This is a genomic window from Motiliproteus sp., assembly GCF_965230735.1.
Classification (GTDB): Bacteria; Pseudomonadota; Gammaproteobacteria; order Pseudomonadales; family Balneatricaceae; genus Motiliproteus.
The window spans coordinates 2,810,269-2,827,988 of record NZ_OZ246016.1 but is presented as its reverse complement, the minus strand read 5'-3'; the positions used below and the strand labels follow the sequence as shown (position 1 = coordinate 2,827,988).

The window sequence follows — 17,720 nt, the reverse complement described above, 5'->3', positions numbered from 1 at the left end:
ATAGCCTCGTTAGTTCTTGTTGGAGGGTGGCAACAAAGGCTGCACCCTTCTGACTCGGTCTATCCATGCGTTGAGATCTGTCTGTACCGGGATTCCTACCCGGTGCGGACTGCATGATCGGCCTCGGCCGACCCTTCGTTTTTATCGGATTCCGGCAAGGTTGTCGATAGACTTTACAGCGATCGGAACTGGGTTATTTGATGTTTTTGGTCTGACCAAATCATATATTGGCCATTAAAACAAAGGCCTACTGTCTTTGATTGGTCATCAAAATGAAACTTGAAAAAATTTAATGCCAGCGCTGAGCTTGGTTGACCATCATCGGTGGCTCACTTGCGAATCGGGTGGCGGCTAAATCGCCTCGGCGGTGGTATCATGCGCGTTTTATCGCCCTGCCTGCGTTTGTTGGAGCTCCCTTGTCTGAACTAACATCGACCTTCCGCTTCTTTGCCACCTGTCCCAAAGGGTTGGAAACCCTGCTCGCCGAAGAATTGGCCGAACTGGGTGGATTGGAAATCAAAACCACGGTTGCCGGGGTGTTCTTTCAGGGTGAATTAGCCGTCGGCTACCGGGTCTGCCTGTGGTCGCGGTTGGCTAACCGGATTCTGTTGCCGTTGGCCGAGTTTGCCGTTGAGTCGGCCGAGCAGTTGTACGATGGGGTGCAGCAGATTGACTGGCTGGAACACCTACGCTCCGAAGGTACCTTGCTGGTTAACTTCAGCGGGACCAGCCGGGCGATTAAGAATACCCACTTCGGCTCGCTGAAGGTCAAAGACGCCATCGTCGATCAGTTTCGATCCCGTACCGGGCAGCGTCCGGCGATCAGCAAGGAGAGACCGGATCTTCGTATCAACGTGCACCTGAGCAAGGGGCATGCCCATCTGAGCCTAGATCTTTCCGGTGACAGCCTGCACCGACGTGGCTACCGGAGCCGGGGTGGCGCGGCTCCGTTGAAGGAGAACCTGGCCTGTGCGCTGTTGATCCGCAGCGGCTGGCCGCAGTGCAGTGCGGACCAGCAACCGCTGGTCGATCCGATGTGCGGATCCGGAACCCTGCTGATCGAGGCGGCTTTGATGGCGGCCAATATTGCCCCGGGTTTGATGCGACAGCACTTCGGCTTTGAAGGCTGGCTCAAGCATGATGCGGCTGCCTGGATGAGTTTGCTGCGTGAGGCGCGCAAGATCCGTCTGGCCGCCGCCGAGCGTGCCGATATGCCGGAAATCCACGGCTACGATGCCAATCCCAAGGCCGTATCGATTGCCAAGCAGAATGCCGAGCGCGCCGGGGTTGACCGCTGGGTGCGGATCAGTCAACGCGAACTATCGGAGTTGAAGGCGTTGACCCATAAAAAATTCGAAACCGGTTTGTTATTGACCAACCCGCCCTATGGAGAGCGGTTGAGCGAAGTGCCGGTTATCGGCTATCTCTATCGTCACCTGGGAGAGGCGTTGAAACAGCACTTTCAGGGCTGGCGTGCAGCGGTGTTTACCGGCAATCCGGAGCTGGGCAAATCCATCGCCATTCACTCCCACAAACAGTACAAGCTGTTTAACGGGGCCATCCCCAGTCAGTTACTGTTGTTTGATATCGTCGCCGACAATTTTGTTGCCGAACGTGATAGGCCTCCGCGCGTCCCGGTTCAGTCTGCGGACAGTAAAGGCGATGACATGTTTGCCAACCGCCTGCGCAAGAATCTGAAACAGTTGGAAAAGTGGGCCCGCAAACAGCAGCTGCAGTGCTACCGAATTTACGATGCCGACATGCCCGAATACGCGGTAGCAATCGATCGCTACGGAGACTGGTTGCACGTGCAGGAGTACGCGCCGCCCTCGAAGGTTGACCCGGAGAAGGCCGAGCGTCGCTTGGCCCATGTGATGGCGGCGCTGCCGGGTGTCACCGGCGTCAGCGCCGAGCAGATCGTATTGAAGCAGCGCAAGCGGCAGAGCGGCAAAGAACAATACCAGCGGCTGGAGCAGCAGGGGCAATTTCTTGAGGTGACCGAAGGACCGGCCAAGGTGTTGGTGAATCTGCGTGATTATCTCGATACCGGACTGTTTCTTGACCATCGGCCGATCCGGCAGTGGATACGCCAAAACAGTCGCGATAAGCGCTTCCTGAATCTGTTCAGCTATACCGCCGTGGCAAGCCTGCAAGCCGCGCTGGGAGGGGCTGCGTCAACCGCCAGCGTCGATATGTCCAACACCTACCTTGAGTGGGCGCGGAAAAACTACGCACTCAACGGTCTGAGTGAGAAACTGAATGAGACCATTCAGGCCGATTGTCTTCAGTGGTTGCGCGAAGCGGGGCAGCGTGGCGAGAAGTATGACCTGATCTTTATGGATCCACCCAGTTTTTCCAACTCCAAGCGGATGCGGGAGGTGCTGGATGTGCAGCGTGATCATGTGATGCTGATTGAACAGGCGATGGCTCTGCTGGATGAGGGTGGGGCGCTGATCTTCTCCAACAATCTGCGCAAGTTTAAGATGGATCGTGAAGCGTTGGCGACGTTTGCGGTCACCGATATCACAGCGCAGACGATCGATCAGGACTTTAAGCGCAATCAGCGCATTCATAACTGCTGGCGAATCACCCGGCCCTGAAAAGGGCAGGGTTGACCGCGCACAGGCTTCCGGCCACGCTTCAGAAGCGTCGTTGACGCAGTTCGCGTTTATGGATCAGCACCCGTCCGGCGCCGCTGATCGCAATCACTGCAAACAGGCTCAGCAGCAATGCAGAGTCGCCATCCATATTGAAGGAGCCGCCGATCGTTGCGGCTACCAAGCCCAGCAATATAGCACCCACCGAGATGACACTCAGGCAGCCGGCCAGTGCAACGGCGGGTTTGGTCAGTGGCGATGAAAATAGGCTGGCACCAACGACTAGGCCGGCGGTGATGATTATCCAAAACCAGAGCCCGGCTCCCATCATCTGGGCAGAGAGCGTAGCGGTAGCAAAACAGGCCAGTGAGAAGAGCAGGCTGCTGATTGTTTTCATGTTCGCATCATCAAAGAAATGGCAGCGTGTTACAACCGTCATATGAACGGGCAATGTTTAGCTTAATTTATACCGTTATCTACTGTTTGGTCTTTTACTCAAAAACTGGTCAGCGACTAGCCATCTGGTCAAAGTAAATAGGAGCTATAGGTGTTTCATCGGCGGATCAGGCTAGGGTAGCCATGTTTGAGGCTGTGCTACGCTGGTTGAACGGAATGTTTGATTGCGTGGTTGTGATTGGCGATGCTGTCCAATAGCTCAAAAGATCTGATGGTTGCCTTGGGGTTTTCGTTGGTTGCCTTGCTGCTGGCTGCGTACTTTGACGCCAACGAGAGTTTTATCGAGTGGTCTGCGCAGTATGAAGAGATAGAGCTGGACGAGCTGCCGATTGCGGCGGCGGCGATTGCGCTAGCGATGGCGTGGTTTTCTTGGCGACGGTGGCGGGACCTGACGCTGGCGCAGCATGCGTTGAAGCAGCGATTAATTGAGATATAGCAACTCAAGGCGGCCGAGCAGCAGGGTAAACAACGCGCGCTGGAGAAATCCCGACAGCTGACAGTGGTGGGGCAGATGACCGAAGCCCTGCTGATTTCCGAGTCTGAAGAGGAGGCGGTACGGGTTTTCCAAAGTTATGCCTGTGATTTGGCGCAGTCCAATGCCGGGGCGGTTGTCCTCGGTGGCCGCAATGAGTCGTCTCAGACGGTTTGTCAGTGGGGTGGTCAGAGTGATCGCTTCGAGGCCTTGGAATTTGAAAAGTGCTGGAGCCGCCGTTCCAACAAGATTTACGACACCGAAATGGGGATTTGTGAGCGTTCCTGTGGAGGTGTGCCGCAGCGTCAGCTGTGTGTACCGGTCAGCAATGCGGCAGACTGTTACGGCGTGATTGCCGTTGAGCTTAATGGTGCCGATGAAGCACAGGTCGCCAATGTTTCAGAGGCCCTGACTCCCGCTGCCAGTGTGCTGGCGATCACCATCTCCAACCTGGGCTTGCGTAATGATCTGTTCCATCAATCCATCAAGGATCCGCTGACGGGGCTGTTGAATCGGCGCGGTTGGCAGGAGAAGAGCAAACGGATTGTCGTTGAAGATGCCAAGGATCCGTCACTTTCGATTATCAATATTGATATCGATGATTTTAAGAAGATCAATGATCGGATGGGGATGAAGCGGGCGATCGAGTGCTGGTTATACTGGCCCGGATCATCGAAGAAAACACCCGCTCGGTAGATCTGGCTTGCCGACTTGGCGGCGACGAAATTCTGTTGTTGCTGCCGGAAATGAATCGAAAGCAGGCGATGGATAAGGCCGAGTTGATTGCCGATCTGTTCAAATCCCAATGTCGGCAGCAGTTTGGCGGCGACTCGGTGACCTTTTCGCTTTCGTCGGGTGTTGCTTGCTGCCCGGATGATGGATCGACGATCAGTGAGCTGGTTGCCCGCTCAGATCATTATCTCTACAGCGCCAAGCATCGGGGTAAAAATCAGATTGCTGCCGGTTGAGTCAGTTTGGTCTTCATAGGCGCGGGTGTTGCTGGTGATCTTGTTGTCAGTGCCAGGAGTTGAGCTTCAGATTCTGAGATGCTGCCCACAAAGAATCCTGGCTGAATCAAGCAATCAGGTGGCTTCGAGGTGATTACACGAGCCGTGGCTGTGTTGATATCAACAGCAGATACAAAAAAGGCCGCATTATGCGGCCTTTTTGGAAGTTGGGTTGATTAACCCGGGTAGTCGCGCTTGGCCGGACCGGTGTACAGCTGACGCGGACGACCGATACGGTTCGGGCTGGAGTGGAACTCGTTCCAGTGAGAGATCCAGCCGATGGTGCGGGACAGGGCGAAGATAACGGTAAACATGTTGGTCGGAATACCGATCGCCTTGAGGATGATGCCGGAGTAGAAGTCGACATTCGGGTAAAGCTTGCGCTCGACGAAGTACTCGTCTTCCAGGGCGATGCGCTCCAGCTCTTTGGCGATCTTCAGCAGCGGGTCGTTCTCCAGGCCCAGCTCTTTCAGAACCTCGTCGCAGGAAACTTTCATTACCTTGGCGCGCGGGTCGAAGTTGCGGTAGACGCGGTGACCGAAGCCCATCAGGCGGAACGGATCGTTCGGGTCCTTGGCCTTGGCGATGAATTCCGGAATGTTCTTGGCATCGCCGATCTCTTCCAGCATGGTCAGTACGGCTTCGTTGGCACCACCGTGAGCCGGCCCCCAAAGGGCGGCAATACCGGATGCGATACAAGCGAACGGGTTGGCGCCTGAGGAGCCAGCCAGACGTACGGTAGAGGTGGAAGCGTTCTGCTCGTGGTCGGCGTGCAGGATAAAGATCTTATCCATTGCCTTGGCCAGAACCGGGTTAGGTACGTACTCCTCGCAAGGATTGCCGAACATCATGTAGAGGAAGTTTTCGGCGTAGTTCAGGTCGTTGCGCGGGTACATGAACGGCATGCCGATCGAGTACTTGTAACACATCGCGGCGATGGTCGGGATCTTGGCGATCAGACGGAAGGCGCAAACCTCACGATGGTGGGCATCGTTGATGTCCAGGGAATCGTGGTAGAACGCGGACAGGGCGCCGACAACACCACACATGATAGCCATCGGGTGGCCGTCACGACGGAAACCGTTGAAGAAGTGGCTCAGCTGTTCATGAACCATGGTGTGGTTCTTGATAGTGCTGACGAACTTGGCTTTTTCTTCAGCGTTGGGCAGTTCGCCATTAAGGAGTAGATAGCAGACTTCCATGTAGTCTGACTTTTCAGCCAGTTGTTCGATCGGGTAACCACCGTGGAGCAGAATGCCTTTGCCGCCGTCGATGAAGGTGATGCCGGAATCACAGGCTGCGGTGGAAACGAAGCCAGGATCGTAAGTGAAAAGGCCTTTTGAGGTCAGCGCGCGTACGTCTACTACATCGGGACCTTCGGTACCGTGCAGGACCGGCAGTTCAAAGGTTTCTTCTAGACCGTCGACCTTCAAATAGGCTTTCTTGTCAGTCATGGCGGCTCCTATCATTCTTAAGTTTTATTGGACGCCAGTTGAACAAATTCAATGAGTTAACATGAATTTGCTCTCTGGCAGGTCATCTTTAGAGTGCCCCACTATAGGCAGATTGCGCTTAAAGTCAATTGATCCAAAGGTTCTATTGTCGCAATGCAGCACGGATTTTGATTGGCAAAAGTCAATTTAAATAAAATCACAATCCAGGGTGGCTGTACGCGAAATAATCAGCCTGTTCTTTACCTTTGGTCTAGTTCGTTTGAATTGTCTTGAAAGGGCGAGATGGGTATACTTTCGCGTCGAAGTTGGGGAGAGAAAAGGATTTTTTCTTTTTTTCTATTTCTGACCTCACCTCCTGGCACGTCCTTCTAATCGCCCCGTCAGAGGGCTAACGTGAGTGTGAATTAGAGCCGTGAATAAAACGAGACCTGTAAATCTAGATTTACGTACTATTAAGCAACCCCTTCCTGCAATCTCCTCGATTTTGCACCGCATCACCGGCGTCATCCTCTTTGTAGGTGTCGCTTTCATGCTGTATGTGTTTGATCTTTCCCTGGAGTCTCAGCAGGGGTTTGACGCCGTTACCGACATGCTTAGCAATAGCTTCTTCGCGAAGTTTATCGCCTGGGGTCTGGTATCCGCGCTGCTTTACCACTTCTTTGCCGGTATCAAGCATCTGATTATGGATTGCGGTTACTGTGAAGAGCTGGAAAGCGGCACGATGATTGCCAAAGCCACCCTGGCTGCCGGTGTTGTTTCAGTCCTGCTGGCGGGAGTATGGGTATGGTAACTTCTATCACAAGCTTTGGCCGTAGCGGCCTGTATGATTGGATGATTCAGCGTGCCACAGCCGTTGTGCTGCTGGTCTATACCGTCTTCATCCTGACTTACTTGTTGTTTAACCCTGACCTGACTTACGAACAGTGGAGTGCCCTGTTCGATAAGACTTGGGTTCGCGTCTTTACCCTGATGACCATGCTGTCCATTGGTGCCCATGCCTGGATTGGTCTGTGGAGCGTATCGACCGACTACATCAAACCAACTGGCCCCCGCTTCCTGTTCCAAGTGATCTGTGGTGCAGCGATGTTCACCTATCTGGTGTGGGGCATTCAGGTACTGTGGGGATTATAAGCAATGACTAAAGTTCGTACGCTTAGTTTTGATGCGATCGTGGTTGGTGGCGGTGGCGCCGGTATGCGTGCCGCGTTGCAGCTGACCCAGTCAGGCCTGAAGACGGCCTGTGTCACCAAGGTGTTCCCGACTCGCTCGCACACGGTTTCCGCTCAAGGTGGTATTACCTGTGCTATCGCCAGTGCTGATCCAAACGACGATTGGCGTTGGCACATGTATGACACCGTTAAGGGCTCCGACTATATCGGCGACCAGGACGCCATCGAGTACATGTGCTCGGTCGGTCCTCAGGCGGTGTTTGAATTGGATCATATGGGTCTGCCGTTCTCACGTACCGAGTCCGGTCGTATCTATCAGCGCCCGTTCGGTGGCCAGTCGAAGAACTTCGGCGAAGGCGGCCAGGCGGCACGTACCTGTGCTGCGGCTGACCGTACCGGTCACGCGCTGCTGCACACCCTTTACCAGGCCAACCTGAAGGGCGGTACCACCTTCTTCAATGAGTGGTATGCCACCGACCTGGTGAAGAATGATGACGGCGTTATCGTAGGTGTCATTGCAATCTGCATGGAAACCGGCGAAACCGTTTACATCAAAGCACTGGCAACTGTCCTGGCGACAGGGGGGTCCGGTCGTATCTACCAGTCCACCACTAACGCGCTGATCAACACCGGTGACGGTGTGGGTATGGCGCTGCGTGCCGGATTCCCGGTTCAGGACATCGAAATGTGGCAGTTCCACCCGACCGGTATCGCCGGTGCTGGTGTGCTGGTCACCGAAGGTTGTCGTGGTGAGGGTGGTTACCTGATCAATAAGGACGGCGAACGCTTTATGGAGCGTTACGCGCCGAACGCCAAAGACCTCGCCGGTCGTGACGTTGTGGCCCGTTCAATGGTTCTGGAGATTCTGGATGGTCGTGGTTGCGGTGAAAACGCCGATCACGTATTCCTGAAACTGGATCACCTGGGTGAGGAAGTGCTGCACAGCCGCCTGCCGGGTATCTGTGAGCTGTCCAAGACCTTTGCTCATGTTGACCCGGTCAAGGCGCCGATTCCGGTTGTGCCGACCTGTCACTACATGATGGGCGGTATTCCGACCAATATCGGTGGTCAGGCGCTGACTCAGGATGCCGACGGCAACGATGTTGAGATTCCGGGCCTGTTCGCCTGTGGTGAGGTCGCCTGTGTGTCTGTACACGGCGCCAACCGTCTGGGTGGTAACTCGCTGCTGGACCTGGTTGTATTCGGCCGCGCCGCCGGTCTGCATATCCAGAAACTGATGAGCGATGGTTACACCGCCAAGGATGCCAACGAAGAGAACATCGCTGCGGCGATGACTCGTCTGGAGCGTCTGAACGCGACCACCGCCGGTGAAAGCGTCTCTGAAGTTCGCGCTGAACTGCAGAAGACCATGCAACTCTACTTCGGTGTATTCCGTGACGGTGAGAGCATGCAGAAAGGTCTGGAGATGCTCAAAGATATCCGTAAACGGGTTGAAAACACCCATCTGGAAGACAAGTCCTCCGCCTACAACACGGCACGTATTGAAGCGCTGGAGCTTGAAAACCTGATGGAAGTGGCGGAAGCGACTGCAATTGCTGCTGAAGAGCGTAAAGAGAGTCGTGGCGCTCACGCCCGTAACGACTTCACCGAGCGTGATGACGAGAACTGGCTGAAACACTCCATGTACTTCCCGGGTGAGAAGCGGGTCGGTAAGCGTGACGTTAACTTCGCGCCGAAGACTGTCGAGGCTTTCCCGCCCAAGAAGCGTACTTACTAAGAGGGTGTCATCATGTTAGTTAGTGTTTATCGTTACAATCCCGAGACCGATGATGCGCCCTACATGCAGGATATCCATATCGATATCCCGGGTGGTAAGGACATCATGGTGCTGGATCTGCTCCAGCTGCTGAAGGATAAGGATCCGAGTCTGGCTTACCGTCGTTCCTGCCGCGAAGGTGTTTGCGGTTCCGACGGTATGAACATGAACGGCAAGAACGGTCTGGCCTGTATCACTCCGCTGTCCGCGGTAGTCGAGCAGGACAAGCTGGTACTGCGTCCGCTGCCGGGGCTGCCGGTTATTCGTGACCTGGTTGTCGACATGGCTCAGTTCTACAAGCAGTACGAGAAGATCAAACCGTACCTGATCAACGATACGCCGGCGCCGGCGATCGAGCGTCTGCAGTCTCCGGAAGAGCGTGAAAAGCTCGACGGGCTGTACGAGTGCATCCTGTGCGCTTGCTGCTCGACCTCCTGTCCGTCGTTCTGGTGGAACCCGGACAAGTTCATCGGTCCGTCTGGTCTGCTGCAAGCCTATCGCTTCCTGGCAGACAGTCGTGATACAGCGACCCGGGAGCGACTGGCTGATCTTGACGATCCGTTCAGCGTGTTCCGTTGTCACGGCATCATGAACTGCGTCAATGTTTGCCCGAAGGGACTCAATCCCACCAAGGCAATCGGTAAAATTCGGAACATGCTGCTGCAACAGGCGACCTGATCCGAATAGGCATAAAAATGGTGCGGTTATACGCACCATTTTTTTTGCCTGATAATAAGAAGCTACGGGCTTTCAAGCGATTTTCGAAGTAAGTAAAAAGCACTATTTCTAGTCGTAAATAAGTACTGTAGACTTTGCGCGTTTGCTGGTGGTGAAGGGGGTCCTATCTAACCATCCAGCAACTTAAAAATGTCATAGAAACATTGCTACAGGGGATGTTGTTCCCCGCGGTCGACCTCGGGTTGGCCAAAGGGTGAAGAACGTTGCCGTTCGGCAAGCGCCTCACTACAGGGTTGTCAAGAATGCATGAAGGCATAATGGAGTTGATGTGGAGTACTTCACATCTCTCAGGTGGGAATCTGGCCTACGTAGAAGAACTCTACGAGGAATACCTCAGAGACCCCAACGCGGTACCACAACAATGGCGGGAAGAGTTTGATAAGCTCCCCCGCGTTCAGCCAACCGTCACCCAAGACGTACCTCACTCCACAGTGCGCGAGCACTTCCTCTACCTCTCCAAAAATCAACGCGCCACTGCCCAGGCCCTTCCGGTCTCCAGCGTCAGCTCCGAGCACGAGAAGAAGCAGGTTCGGGTATTGCGGATGATCAACGCCTTCCGGGTTCGTGGTCATCAGATCGCCAAAATCGATCCGCTGGGTTTGATGGAGCGTGAGGACGTACCGGATCTGGAACTTCAGTTCCATGAGCTGTCGGCAGCTGATCACGATACGATCTTCCAACTCGGTTCACTGTTCTTCGGTCCTGAAGAAGCGCCGCTTAAACAGATTCTCGATGATCTGCACCAGACTTACTGCACCAGCGTCGGTGCAGAGTTTATGCATATCGTTGATACCCAGGAGAAACGTTGGGTCCAGCAGCGTCTGGAAACGGTTCGCTGTCATCCCGAGTTTGAGCCGGAGTATCGCAAGCACATCCTTGAGCGCCTGACGGCCGCTGAAGGGCTTGAGAAATACCTGGGCTCCCGCTTCGCCGGTGCTAAGCGATTCGGTCTGGAAGGTGGTGAAGCGCTGATCCCCTGTATGGATGAGCTGATCCAGCGTTCCGGTAAGGCCGGCGCCAAAGAAGTGGTTATCGGCATGGCCCACCGTGGTCGCCTGAATGTTCTGGTCAACACCTTCGGTAAGAACCCGCAGGAACTGTTTGAAGAGTTCGAGGGTAAGCGGACCCTGGAAACCTCCGGTGACGTTAAGTACCACCAGGGCTTCTCTTCCAACGTGGCGACCCCGGGCGGTGAAGTCCATATCGCGCTGGCATTTAACCCATCCCACCTGGAGATCGCGTCGCCGGTGGTTGAGGGTTCCGTACGTGCCCGTCAGGATCGCCGAGATGATCCGGAGGGCAATCTGGTACTGCCGATCACCATCCACGGTGACCAGGCCTTTGCCGGTCAGGGTGTGGTGATGGAAACCCTGCAGATGTCGCAGACCCGCGCCTACAAGACCGGCGGTACGGTTCACATCGTCATCAACAACCAGGTTGGTTTCACCACCAACAAGCGTGAAGACTCGCGTTCCACCGAGTACTGCACCGACGTGGCCAAGATGGTTCAGGCGCCGATCTTCCACGTTAATGGCGATGATCCTGAAGCGGTCGCTTTCGTCACCCAGGTGGCGTTGGACTACCGTAACGAGTTCAAGAAAGACGTCGTTATCGATCTGGTTTGTTACCGTCGCCGCGGCCATAACGAGGCCGACGAGCCGTCCGGTACCCAGCCGCTGATGTACCAGACCATCAAGACCCAGAAGACAACCCGGGCACTCTATGCCGATAAGCTGGTTGCCGAAGGGGTTCTGAGCGCCGAAGAAAGCAAGGCGATGGAGTCTGACTACCGTCAGTCACTCGAAGATGGCCGTCACGTCGCCAAGTCTCTGGTTACCGAACCCAACGAAGAGTTGTTCGTTGACTGGCGTCCCTATCTGGGTCACGAGTGGACCCATTCCTACGACACCCGTGTCGATCCGCAGCTGGTCAAAGAGCTGGCTGCCAAGCTCGACCATGTGCCTGAAGGCTTCACTATTCAGCGTCAGGTGCAGAAGATCCTTGAAGATCGCAAGCGTATGGGTTCCGGTGCAATGCCGATCAACTGGGGCTTCGCCGAAACCATGGCGTACGCGACCCTGCTGGCCGAAGGCCACCCGGTGCGTATTACCGGTCAGGATGTCGGTCGTGGCACCTTCTCCCACCGCCATGCGGTGCTGCACAGTCAGAAAGACGGTGAAGTCTATGTGCCGCTGCAGAACCTGGCCGACGATCAGCCGCGGATGACCATCCACGACTCCTTCCTGTCGGAAGAGGCCGTGCTGGCGTTCGAATACGGCTACGCCACCACCACGCCGAACGCGTTGGTGATCTGGGAAGCTCAGTTTGGTGACTTCGCCAACGGTGCCCAGGTGGTTATCGACCAGTTCATCACTTCCGGTGAGCACAAGTGGGCCCGTCTGTGTGGTTTGACCATGTTGTTGCCTCACGGCTACGAAGGGCAGGGACCGGAGCACAGCTCGGCCCGTCTGGAACGCTACCTGCAGCTTTGTGCCGAACACAACGTACAGGTCTGTGTGCCGACCACACCGGCCCAGGTTTTCCACATGCTGCGTCGCCAGGTGATTCGTCCGCTGCGTAAGCCGCTGATCGTGATGTCGCCGAAGTCTCTGCTCCGTCACAAGCAGGCGATCTCGACCCTGGAAGAGCTGACCGACGGTTCCTTCCAGACCGTGATTCCGGAGGTCAACGACATCGCGGCTGACAAGGTTAAGCGACTGGTGCTCTGTAGCGGTAAGGTCTACTACGACCTTTACAACAAGCGCGAAGAGCAGGGCAATGACGATGTGGCCATCGTCCGGATCGAACAGCTCTATCCGTTCCCGGAAGAGCATATGATCGAAGCCCTCAAGGCCTACAAGAACATCGAGAGCGTTGTCTGGTGTCAGGAAGAGCCGCTGAACCAGGGTGCCTGGTACTGCTCGCAGCACCACATGCGCCATGTTCTGGCACAGCTCTGGCCGACATTGAACCTGGAAGTTTCTGCTCGCCCAGCCTCGGCGGCACCGGCATCCGGTTATATGTCGCAGCACGCCGAAGAGCAAGAAACTCTGGTTAATGAAGCGATCAATGGCCCGCAGGCGTAAGCCGCCTGCCCGCCACTACTAAATAAAGGAAGTGACATGTCTATCGAAATCAAAGCCCCTACTTTTCCTGAGTCTGTTGCAGATGGTACTGTTGCAACTTGGCACAAGCAGCCCGGTGAAGCCGTATCCCGGGACGAGCTGATTGTCGATATCGAAACCGATAAGGTAGTTCTGGAAGTCGTTGCCCCGGCAGACGGAAGCATCGCCGAAATCATCAAAGGCGAAGGCGATACCGTGCTGAGCGACGAAGTCATCGCGATCTTTGCTGCTGGCGACGTTGCCGCTGCAGCACCGGCTGCTGCCGAAGCTGCACCGGCTGAAGCTGCTGCCGAAGGTGATGCTGATGCCGCCGCCGGTCCGGCAGCCCGCAAACTGCTGGATGAAAACAACCTGGATGCCTCACAGGTGCCCGGCACCGGTAAAGGTGGTCGGGTCACCAAAGAGGATGTTCTGAACTACCTGAAGAACAAGCCGGCTGCCGCGCCGGCTGCTGCACCTGCTCCGGCTGCCGCGCCGGCGGTTGAGGTTCCGGCTGCGGGTGAGCGTGTTGAAAAGCGCGTACCGATGACCCGTCTGCGTGCCACCATCGCCAAGCGTCTGGTTGAAGCCCAGCAGAACGCGGCGATGTTGACCACCTACAACGAAGTCAACATGAAGCCGGTGATGGAGCTGCGTAAGCAGTACAAAGACCTGTTCGAGAAGACCCACAACGGCACTCGACTGGGCTTTATGTCGTTCTTCGTCAAGGCAGCCACCGAAGCGCTGAAGCGTTTCCCGGCGGTTAACGCCTCCATCGATGGTAACGATATCGTTTACCACGGTTACCAGGATATCGGTGTTGCGGTTTCTACCGAGCGTGGCCTGATGGTACCGGTACTGCGTGATACCGACGGCATGAGCCTGGCGGGTGTAGAATCCGCCATTGCCGATTTCGGCCAGCGTGGCCGTGAAGGCAAACTGGGTATCGACGATATGCAGGGCGGCACCTTCACCATCACCAACGGTGGTGTATTCGGCTCGCTGATGTCGACGCCGATCCTGAACCCGCCGCAGACTGCGATTCTCGGCATGCACAAGATCCAGGAGCGCCCGATGGCGGTCAACGGTGAAGTGGTTGTGTTGCCGATGATGTATCTGGCCCTGTCGTACGATCACCGCATGATCGACGGCAAAGATGCAGTACAGTTCCTTGTCACCATCAAGGACCTGCTTGAAGATCCGGCACGTATGCTGCTGGACGTATAACTAGAAATACTCGCTCCCGTGCAGCGGTTCGCCTACCAGCTTCCGCTGCCTCCAAGAGACAACCCAAAAGGTTAACTGATAGGAAAATCGGACATGTCACAAAAGTTTGATGTTGTAGTGATCGGTGCGGGCCCCGGTGGCTATGTTGCAGCGATCCGTGCCGCGCAGCTGGGTCTTAAGACCGCCTGTGTCGAGAAGTGGGTCGATGACAAGGGCACTGCGGTACTGGGTGGTACCTGTCTGAATGTGGGCTGTATTCCGTCCAAAGCGCTGTTGGACAGTACCCACAAGTACCACATGGCTCACGAAGAGTTCAAAGTCCACGGCATCAGCACCGGCAAGGTAGACATTGACGTTGCCGCCATGGTCGGTCGCAAGGACCAGATCGTTAAGAACCTGACCATGGGTGTAGCCGGCCTGTTCAAGGCTAACGGTGTAACCCTGCTGCAGGGTACCGGTAAGGTCCTGGGCGGCAAGAAAGTAGAAGTCACCAAGCACGACGCCAGCACCGAAGTGGTTGATGCAGAAAATATCATCATCGCAGCAGGTTCCGTACCGGTTAACATTCCGCCGGCTCCGCTGACCGATGACCTGATTCTGGACAACGAAGGTGCCCTGAACATCACCGAGACCCCGAAGCGTCTGGGTGTGATCGGCGCCGGTGTTATCGGCCTGGAGATGGGTTCTGTCTGGAACCGTCTGGGTACCGAAGTCACCGTACTCGAAGCGATGGAAGACTTCCTGCCGTTCTGCGATAAGGACCTGGCCAAAGAGGCTCAGAAGACCTTCAAGAAGCAGGGCCTGGATATCCGCCTGAATGCGCGTGTTACCGGCACCGAAGTCAAAGGCAAAGAAGTTGTGGTCAAGTTCACCGATGCCAAAGGTGAGCAGGAGATCGTGGTCGACAAGCTGATCGTTGCGGTTGGTCGTCGTCCGTACACCGAAGGCCTGCTGGGCGCCGATAGCGGCGTTGAGCTGGACGAGCGTGGCTTCATCTCCGTTGATGGCCAGTGCCGTACTTCTGTCCCGGGCGTTTTCGCCATCGGTGACGTGGTGCGTGGCCCGATGCTGGCGCACAAAGCCTCTGAAGAAGGCATCATGGTGGCCGACATCATCCACGGCCATAAGGCCCAGATGAACTACGACTGCATCCCGGGCATCATCTACACCCATCCTGAACTGGCCTGGGTCGGCAAGACCGAGCAGCAGCTCAAAGCCGAAGGCGTCAAGGTTAAGGTTGGTAAGTTCCCGTTCGCGGCCTCCGGTCGTGCGATGGCCTCTCAGGACACTGACGGTTTCGTTAAGCTGATCGCTGACGAAGAGACCGATCGGATCCTGGGCTGCCATATTGTCGGTGGTCAAGCCGGCGAACTGATCGCGCAAGCGGTTATCGCCATGGAATTCGGCTCCAGCGCCGAAGACCTGCAGCTGACCGTATTTGCCCACCCGACAGTCTCTGAAGCGATTCATGAGGCGGCCCTGGCGTGTGACAACCACGCCATCCACGTGGCAAATCGCAAAAAGCGTAAATAATAAAAACAGCCCCCCGGCGGACTTCGGTCTGCCGGACCATGGACCGCTCTGGCCTGTTGGCAGGGCGGTGAATTAGCGCAGCCCGAGTTCAAATCGGGAGGCGCCTATGAGAACGTAAATAACGGATCGAGACATGAATCTTCACGAGTATCAGGGAAAACAACTGTTTGCCCAGTACGGTCTGCCGGTATCCCAGGGTGAGGCCGTTGAGACCCCTAAGGATGCCGCCGAGGCTTGTAAGCGTATTGGCGGTGACAAGTGGGTCGTTAAAGCCCAGGTCCACGCCGGTGGCCGTGGTAAAGCGGGTGGCGTTAAGCTGGTTGACAGCCCCGACGAAGCCAAAGCTTTTGCCGAAAAGTGGCTGGGTGAAAACCTGGTAACCTACCAAACAGACGCCAATGGTCAGCCGGTTTCCAAAATTCTGGTTGAAACCTGCACCGACATCGCTCAGGAACTGTACCTGGGTGCCGTTGTTGACCGTTCTTCCCGCCGCATCGTCTTCATGGCCTCCACCGAAGGTGGTGTTGAGATCGAGAAGGTTGCTGAAGAGACTCCGGAAAAGATCCTGAAGGCCACCATCGATCCGCTGGCCGGCCCGCAGCCCTACCAGGGCCGTGACCTGGCATTCAAACTGGGTCTGGAAGGTGTACAGGTCAAACAGTTCGTACAGATCTTCATGGGTCTGGCGACCATGTTCGCTGAGAAGGACCTGGCGCTGCTGGAGATCAACCCGCTGGTTATCACCGACGCCGGCAACCTGCACTGCCTGGACGCCAAAGTCGTTATCGACTCCAACGCCGTTTACCGTCACAAGGATCTGCAAGAGATGCACGATCCGTCACAGGACGATGAGCGTGAAGCCAATGCGGCCAAGTGGGAGCTGAACTACGTTGCGCTGGACGGCACCATCGGTTGCATGGTTAACGGTGCAGGCCTGGCCATGGGCACCATGGACATCGTTGCGCTGCACGGTGGCTTCCCGGCCAACTTCCTCGACGTAGGCGGTGGTGCAACCAAAGAGCGTGTTGCCGAAGCCTTCAAGATCATCCTGTCTGACGACAAGGTGAAAGCGGTTCTGGTTAACATCTTCGGTGGTATCGTCCGTTGTGACCTGATCGCTGAAGGTATTATCGCTGCGGTTAAAGAAGTCGGTGTTGAAGTGCCTGTGGTTGTTCGCCTGGAAGGTAACAACGCCGAGCTGGGTTCTCAGGTTCTGTCTGAGTCCGGTCTGGACATCATCGCCGCTACCAGCCTGACTGACGCGGCTCAGCAAGCGGTTAAAGCAGCGGAGGGTAAATAAGTGAGCGTTCTAATCAACAAAGACACCAAGGTAATCTGTCAAGGTTTCACTGGTGGTCAGGGCACTTTCCACTCCGAGCAGGCGATCGCCTACGGCACCAACATGGTTGGTGGTGTAACGCCGGGTAAGGGCGGTCAGACTCACCTGGGTCTGCCGGTTTTCAACACCGTTGCTGAAGCGGTTGAAGCGACCGGTGCTGACGCCTCCGTCATCTACGTACCGGCTGCATTCTGTAAGGATTCCATCCTGGAAGCAGCGAATGGCGGCATCAAGCTGATCGTTGCGATCACCGAAGGTATCCCGACGCTGGATATGCTTGAGTGTAAAGTTAAGTGCGACGAGCTGGGTGTTACCCTGATCGGTCCGAACTGTCCGGGTGTGATCACTCCGGGTGAATGTAAGATCGGCATCATGCCGGGTCACATCCATCTGCCGGGCAAGGTGGGTATCGTATCCCGTTCCGGTACCCTGACTTACGAAGCGGTTAAGCAGACCACTGATGCCGGCTTCGGTCAGTCTACCTGTGTCGGTATCGGTGGTGACCCGATCCCGGGTTCCAACTTCATCGACGTTCTGGAGCTGTTCGAAAACGATCCGGCTACCGAAGCGATCGTGATGATCGGTGAGATCGGTGGTACCGCCGAAGAAGAAGCGGCTGCCTACATCAAGGCTAACGTTTCCAAGCCGGTTGTGTCCTACATCGCGGGTGTTACCGCCCCGGCTGGTAAGCGCATGGGTCACGCCGGTGCGATCATCTCCGGTGGTAAGGGTACTGCAGACGAGAAGTTTGCCGCCCTGGAAGACGCCGGTGTTAAGACCGTACGTTCACTGGCTCAGATCGGTGACGCACTGAAGGAAGTGACCGGCTGGTAAGCCAGGCTTCCGA

13 protein-coding genes and 1 pseudogene are annotated in these 17,720 nt (G+C 55.9%); 12 read left to right on the top strand and 2 right to left on the bottom strand.

Going from position 1 to position 17,720, the window contains the following annotated elements; all coding sequences use genetic code 11:
* Nucleotides 1–416 precede the first annotated feature (416 nt).
* On the top strand, nt 417–2,600 hold the full coding sequence (gene rlmKL / locus ACO05M_RS13025) for a bifunctional 23S rRNA (guanine(2069)-N(7))-methyltransferase RlmK/23S rRNA (guanine(2445)-N(2))-methyltransferase RlmL (RefSeq protein ID WP_421863552.1): 2,184 nt from the start codon (nt 417–419) through the stop codon (nt 2,598–2,600).
* 40 nt (nt 2,601–2,640) lie between these two features.
* Here the strand turns inward: rlmKL and ACO05M_RS13020 are convergent, their stop codons facing one another.
* Nucleotides 2,641–2,994 carry a hypothetical protein gene (locus ACO05M_RS13020; protein ID WP_421863549.1) on the bottom strand — a complete coding sequence of 118 codons (354 nt, stop codon included), beginning with the start codon at nt 2,992–2,994 and terminating at the stop codon, nt 2,641–2,643.
* Nucleotides 2,995–3,231: 237 nt separating this feature from the next.
* On the opposite strand from ACO05M_RS13020, the gene ACO05M_RS13015 reads away from it, so the two are divergent.
* Together ACO05M_RS13015 and ACO05M_RS13010 are read left to right on the top strand one after the other, a co-directional pair.
* Entirely contained in the window at nt 3,232–3,489 is a 258-nt protein-coding gene (locus ACO05M_RS13015) for a hypothetical protein (protein WP_421863546.1), read from the top strand.
* 75 nt (nt 3,490–3,564) lie between these two features.
* Nucleotides 3,565–4,493, top strand: a pseudogene (locus tag ACO05M_RS13010) (GGDEF domain-containing protein).
* A gap of 215 nt (nt 4,494–4,708) precedes the next feature.
* Here ACO05M_RS13010 and gltA read toward each other — a convergent pair.
* Nucleotides 4,709–5,986, bottom strand: a complete 1,278-nt coding sequence (gltA, locus tag ACO05M_RS13005; protein WP_421863544.1) for a citrate synthase — start codon at nt 5,984–5,986, stop codon at nt 4,709–4,711.
* Nucleotides 5,987–6,398: 412 nt separating this feature from the next.
* Between gltA and sdhC the strand changes: the two genes are divergently transcribed.
* From sdhC to sucD, 9 genes are all read left to right on the top strand, one after another.
* The gene (sdhC, locus tag ACO05M_RS13000) at nt 6,399–6,776 is read left to right on the top strand and encodes a succinate dehydrogenase, cytochrome b556 subunit (RefSeq protein WP_421863541.1); all 378 of its coding nucleotides are present in this window, start codon (nt 6,399–6,401) and stop codon (nt 6,774–6,776) included.
* Complete coding sequence (gene sdhD / locus ACO05M_RS12995) at nt 6,770–7,117, top strand: succinate dehydrogenase, hydrophobic membrane anchor protein (RefSeq protein ID WP_421863538.1); 348 nt, start codon at nt 6,770–6,772, stop codon at nt 7,115–7,117. Before sdhC ends, sdhD begins: the two co-directional genes overlap by 7 nt.
* 3 nt (nt 7,118–7,120) lie before the next feature.
* Entirely contained in the window at nt 7,121–8,893 is a 1,773-nt protein-coding gene (gene sdhA / locus ACO05M_RS12990; protein WP_421863535.1) for a succinate dehydrogenase flavoprotein subunit, read from the top strand.
* Nucleotides 8,894–8,905: 12 nt separating this feature from the next.
* On the top strand, nt 8,906–9,610 hold the full coding sequence (locus ACO05M_RS12985) for a succinate dehydrogenase iron-sulfur subunit (RefSeq protein ID WP_421863532.1): 705 nt from the start codon (nt 8,906–8,908) through the stop codon (nt 9,608–9,610).
* A gap of 302 nt (nt 9,611–9,912) precedes the next feature.
* The gene (locus ACO05M_RS12980; RefSeq protein WP_421863529.1) at nt 9,913–12,756 is read left to right on the top strand and encodes a 2-oxoglutarate dehydrogenase E1 component; all 2,844 of its coding nucleotides are present in this window, start codon (nt 9,913–9,915) and stop codon (nt 12,754–12,756) included.
* Nucleotides 12,757–12,792: 36 nt separating this feature from the next.
* Nucleotides 12,793–14,001, top strand: a complete 1,209-nt coding sequence (gene odhB / locus ACO05M_RS12975) for a 2-oxoglutarate dehydrogenase complex dihydrolipoyllysine-residue succinyltransferase (protein WP_421863526.1) — start codon at nt 12,793–12,795, stop codon at nt 13,999–14,001.
* A gap of 93 nt (nt 14,002–14,094) precedes the next feature.
* A complete protein-coding gene (gene lpdA, locus ACO05M_RS12970) occupies nt 14,095–15,534 on the top strand; it encodes a dihydrolipoyl dehydrogenase (protein ID WP_421863523.1) in 1,440 nt (479 codons plus the stop codon).
* 133 nt (nt 15,535–15,667) lie between these two features.
* On the top strand, nt 15,668–16,834 hold the full coding sequence (sucC, locus tag ACO05M_RS12965) for an ADP-forming succinate--CoA ligase subunit beta (RefSeq protein ID WP_421863520.1): 1,167 nt from the start codon (nt 15,668–15,670) through the stop codon (nt 16,832–16,834).
* Nucleotides 16,835–17,707: a succinate--CoA ligase subunit alpha gene (gene sucD, locus ACO05M_RS12960; protein WP_114694098.1), complete on the top strand. Its 873-nt coding sequence runs from the start codon at nt 16,835–16,837 to the stop codon at nt 17,705–17,707.
* Nucleotides 17,708–17,720 lie beyond the last annotated feature (13 nt).